The sequence below is a fragment of the Edaphobacter sp. genome (genome assembly GCF_035763405.1).
Classification (GTDB): domain Bacteria; phylum Acidobacteriota; class Terriglobia; order Terriglobales; family Acidobacteriaceae; genus Edaphobacter.
Map to the genome: position 1 here is coordinate 1 of NZ_DASUBE010000077.1, position 4,673 is coordinate 4,673.

The following is a 4,673-nucleotide window of genomic DNA, read 5'->3' on the forward strand; positions in this document are numbered from 1 at the left end:
CTACCTCAAATACCAGAACAAGCGCGCCGACTACCTCGCCGCCTGGTGGAACACCGTCAACTGGGACGAGGTCAACAAACGCTTCGCCACCGCCAAGTCACACAAGTAATCCACAACACATTCCGCACATGCAAAGAAGGCTGCGCAAGCAGCCTCTTTGCATTTCCATTCCGTAGCGAAGCGGAGGAATCCGCTTTTGCGTCCTTGGTGGAGGGGCAGGCTTCAGAGCGGGTGCAGGGGATGCCGCCGTAATCGATGATCTCGTTCAGGTAGCGGTCGATGTACATCACTCTTCGCCATCTTTCAAAGGCAATGTGAAGTTGGATGCGGGAGCCTCGCGGTGACGCGGGGCGGATTTGAAGGTGACATCGCGGACGTGGAGGGGGCGTTCGAGGCGCTGGGTGCCTTCGAGCAGGCCCTTGATGGTGAGCAGTTGGACGCGGGGATATTTACTCCCGTCAACAGAGGCGTAAAAGCCGGCTTCGGAAGCTTCGCGGAGCATCGGTTTGGTGGGTTCGGCGAATGAGATATAGACGCCGATCTCCGCCTTTTCGCGGTCGAGAACACCGCGCAAGTCGCGTACCTCGGAGACGCCGATATTCTGGCCGCCCTTGACGGAGAAGATGATCTGTTTGGACTTGCCGGAACGGTCGTCGTGGAAGTAAAGGCGTCCATCGATGCCGCGGTCCGCGCCTTTTTTGATGCCTTCGGTCGGACGGGCTCCACATTCTCCAAGTGCCCAATACTGGAACTGATATTTATTTTCTTCGGCGAGTTGTCTTGCGCCAGCTAGGTCTCTCGGTTCGCCGATGACCTCGTAGGTTTGACGTATCGGTGGCCTACTGTTCTCAAAAGCTTTGTCGAGCCGGCCCTTGATCAGGCCGATGGCAAGGTGGGTGATGTCGATGCCGATCCAGCGGCGGTTGAGCTTCTGCGCAACCTGCACGGTGGTTCCGCAGCCGCAGAAAGGATCGAGAACAAGATCGCCCTCGTTGGAACTGGCACGGAGAATGCGTTCAAGAAGAGCTTCCGGCTTCTGGGTGGGGTAGCCGAGACGCTCGGCCATCCACGATTTTAGGGATTCGATATCTGTCCAGACATCCTGAGCCGGCATTCCTTTGGATTCGTCAAGATAGCGCTTGAATCGAGGTATGCCGTTGCGCGTGTAGAAGACACGATTCTCCGAATCGAGACGCTCCATTGTTGCGACCGGGACTCTCCAGACTCGTGTGACGCCTTTCCACTCATAGGTGTATCCGCCACCTTGCAGGCCAGCAGCACTGAGGTCGCCGGACATGAAACGTCGTCCGTCTTCGTCTTTGTATCGATAATACTGTTCCACATAACCTGGCTCGTATGCCTGGTATTGGGTCGACCAAAAGGGATCATTTCCCTTTGAATAGAAAAGGATTGTGTCGTGAACCGACCCGAATCTCTTTGCATCGCTATGTGCGCTGTTACGTTTCCAAATAATTTCTGAATGAAAGAACTGCGCACCGAAGACCCCATCCATCAGCAGCTTTAGGTAGTGGCTGGCGGTGGGGTCGCAGTGGAGGTAGATGGATCCGGTTTCCTTGAGGACGCGGCGCAACTCGACGAGGCGCGGGGCCATCATGGCGAGGTAGGCGAGCATGTCGGAGCCGCCGAGGAGGGTGCGGAAGGCGCGCATGGCGTCGGCGACGCGACCTCCCTGTTCGACAACCTCTTCATAGCTACGGGCGGCTTCTTCGTTCCACTCCCATGTGTCCTTGAAGGCGGTGATCTGCGCGGCGGAGCTGTGGCCGTCCTTCTCCGCGAAGAGGACGTTGTAGTCCTGGCGGGAATTGAAGGGCGGGTCGAGATAGATGAGATCGACCGATTGCGCGGGGATGTAGTCGCGCAGGACCTCGAGGTTGTCTCCGTAGTAGAGCTGATTTTTGTCCGTGAGCATCCGAACTGAGGTTAGCATCTTTATGCGTGGACGGAGAGCAGACAGCGATCAACATCGGCGAGGAATCCTGACTGCATCCGATACCGGGTAATATTGACACGTCCGATAGAATGGAATCAGGAAGAGAAAAAGTCCGGCGTGAGCCGGACTTTTCTGTCTTTCCGGGAATTCGAAGACTAAACCATTTGTTAGAAGTAACTTACAGGATCAGCCCCAGTAAACATGAGTACTTCAGCCATATCCCCACACATAAGTCCTTTGTTAGAAGGATTTTGCAAAAAAGTATGGGGGGGGGGTGACTACTCCGGCTGGCTCCGTCTGGGTCTCCGGTTGGCCTGTAGAACCTTCTTCCTGAGCCTGAGCGACTTCGGAGTCACCTCAACCAGCTCATCGTCAGCAATAAATTCGATGGACTGTTCGAGCGTGAGCTGCTTGTGCGGAGACAGCCTGAGCGCCTCGTCAGCCGAGCTGGCTCGCATGTTCGTCAGCTTCTTCTCGCGGACGCAGTTCACGTCGAGGTCGTTGTCGCGCGAGTGCTCGCCGATGACCATGCCCTCGTAGACCTCGATACCATCAGGAACGAAGAGCACGCCGCGATCTTCCAGGCCGCTGAGCGCGTAGATGGTCGTCGTGCCGGCGCGGTCGGAGATGAGCGCGCCGGTCGGCCGCTGCGGAATCTCGCCCTGGTAAGGCACGTAGCCGTCAGCAATCGAGTTCATGATGATCGTGCCGCGCGTCTCGGTCAGCATCTCCGAGCGCAGCCCAATCAGCCCGCGCGAAGGAATCTTGAACTCCATCCTCACGCGGCCCGAGCCGTGGTTCGTCATCTTGACCATCTCGCCCTTGCGCGGCCCCAGCCGCTCGATGACCGTACCGACGAAGTTCTCAGGAATGTCCACCGTCAGATATTCGTTCGGCTCCATGAGCTGGTCGTCGATGCGGCGTGTGACGATCTCCGGACGCGAGACCATCAGCTCGAAGCCTTCGCGGCGCATCATCTCGATCAGCACCGAAAGCTGAAGCTCGCCGCGGCCCAGCACCTTGAAGGTGTCCGGCGAGCCGGTCTCTTCGACGCGGATCGAGACGTTCGTCAGCAGTTCCTTGTCCAACCGCTCGCGGAGGTTGCGGCTGGTGACATACGAGCCCTCGCGCCCGGCAAACGGTCCGTTGTTGACCGAGAACTGAATCGCAATCGTCGGTTCGTCAATCTTGATGAGCGGCAAGGGTGCAGGCGCCTCGATGCTGGTGAACGACTCGCCAATCGTGATGCCCGCGACGCCAGCAATGGCGACGATGTCGCCCAGTTGTGTCTCCGGCGTGTCGATGCGCTTCAGTCCGTCGAACGTAAACAGCTTCGTAATCTTGACGTTCTGGAGCGTGCCGTCCGTCTTCGAGACCGCGACCTCCTGCCCCGTCTTGAGCGTGCCGTTGAAGACGCGCGCGATGGCGAGGCGACCCAGGTAGTCCGAGTAGTCAAGATTCGTCACCAGAATCTGGAGCGAGCCTTCAGGATCGCCCTTGGCCGGCGGAATCGTATTCACGATGAGGTCGAAGAGCGGCTTCAGGTCCGTGCCCGGCTGGGCGAGGTCCATGGTCGCCGTGCCCTGCTTGCCGTTCGTGTAGATGATCGGAAAATCCAGCACGCTCTCGTCAGCATCGAGGTCGATGAACAGGTCGTAAACTTCGTTGACAACCTCCTGCGGCCGCGCGTCGGGCCGGTCGATCTTGTTGATGACGAGGATCGGCGTCAGCTTCGCTTCAAGCGCCTTCGAGAGCACATAGCGCGTCTGCGGCAGCGGGCCTTCGGAGGCATCGACCAGCAGCACTACGCCATCGACCATCTTCAACGCGCGCTCCACTTCGCCGCCGAAGTCGGCGTGGCCGGGCGTGTCCACGATGTTGATCTTAGAGTCCATGTAATGGATCGCCGTGTTCTTGGCCAGAATCGTGATGCCGCGCTCGCGCTCGAGGTCGTTCGAGTCCATGACGCGGTCGGCGACGGCCTCGTTCGAGCGGAACGTCCCGCTCTGGCGCAGCATGGCATCGACCAGCGTGGTCTTGCCATGATCGACGTGGGCGATGATGGCGATGTTGAAGATGGGCTTCACGGCAACTGCGGTCGAGGTGCTCACGGCGTAAGGTGTCCTGTCTGTGCGCTTGAGGGTGGTATTTGGGGGAGAAATGCGCTACTGACTAGTTTAGCTTAGATAGGCGCAGGTCTGCTCGCTTTCTACAGAAAGTGCGACCGCATGGAAATCTGCCTGCGCGCATGCCCGCGTTAGCGCGGTGCGATAGGTTTTGCGCCGAAGTGAAACTTCTTCTGCAATAAAAGGCCGCTGATTGAGGTCTACAGCGGTATTGAGCGTTTCAACAGCAGGGAGCTGGGGAGGAAGTGAGTATCAGCGAGGGTGACCAGAGACGGCTTTGTTCAGTGATGCACCCTCCGCTTCAGGTACCAGTAGCCGACATGCTGAATCCGCGAACGGATAGAGCTGCCCAGCCAGGAACCGAGACACTGATCTCGATTACCAGAAGCTGACGAAAACCGTCCTAACAAACGGAACCACCTCGCCTCGACCACCACAACGGTTCAACGGGACGCAGGCGTGGCACTCGCTACTGGAAGCTGAATCTCAGGCATCTTCCTGGTAGTCGGCCGCTCCAGAGTATCTCCGTATTGGATAGTCTGCGGCACGAAGCCTCCGTTAATGAGATAGAACCGGCTGCCCTTCACACCCGCGCC

General features: G+C 58.2%; 3 protein-coding genes. 1 reads left to right on the forward strand and 2 read right to left on the reverse strand.

From position 1 onward, the window contains the following. The coding region (locus VFU66_RS07660) for a Fe-Mn family superoxide dismutase (RefSeq protein ID WP_326445658.1) at nt 1-109 on the forward strand (109 nt) is incomplete at its 5' end. Between the two features lie 177 nt (nt 110-286). Here VFU66_RS07660 and VFU66_RS07665 read toward each other — a convergent pair. Continuing rightward, nucleotides 287-1,948 carry a site-specific DNA-methyltransferase gene (locus tag VFU66_RS07665; RefSeq protein WP_326445656.1) on the reverse strand — a complete coding sequence of 554 codons (1,662 nt, stop codon included), beginning with the start codon at nt 1,946-1,948 and terminating at the stop codon, nt 287-289. A gap of 281 nt (nt 1,949-2,229) precedes the next feature. Further along, the gene (typA, locus tag VFU66_RS07670) at nt 2,230-4,062 is read right to left on the reverse strand and encodes a translational GTPase TypA (RefSeq protein WP_326445657.1); all 1,833 of its coding nucleotides are present in this window, start codon (nt 4,060-4,062) and stop codon (nt 2,230-2,232) included. Nucleotides 4,063-4,673 lie beyond the last annotated feature (611 nt).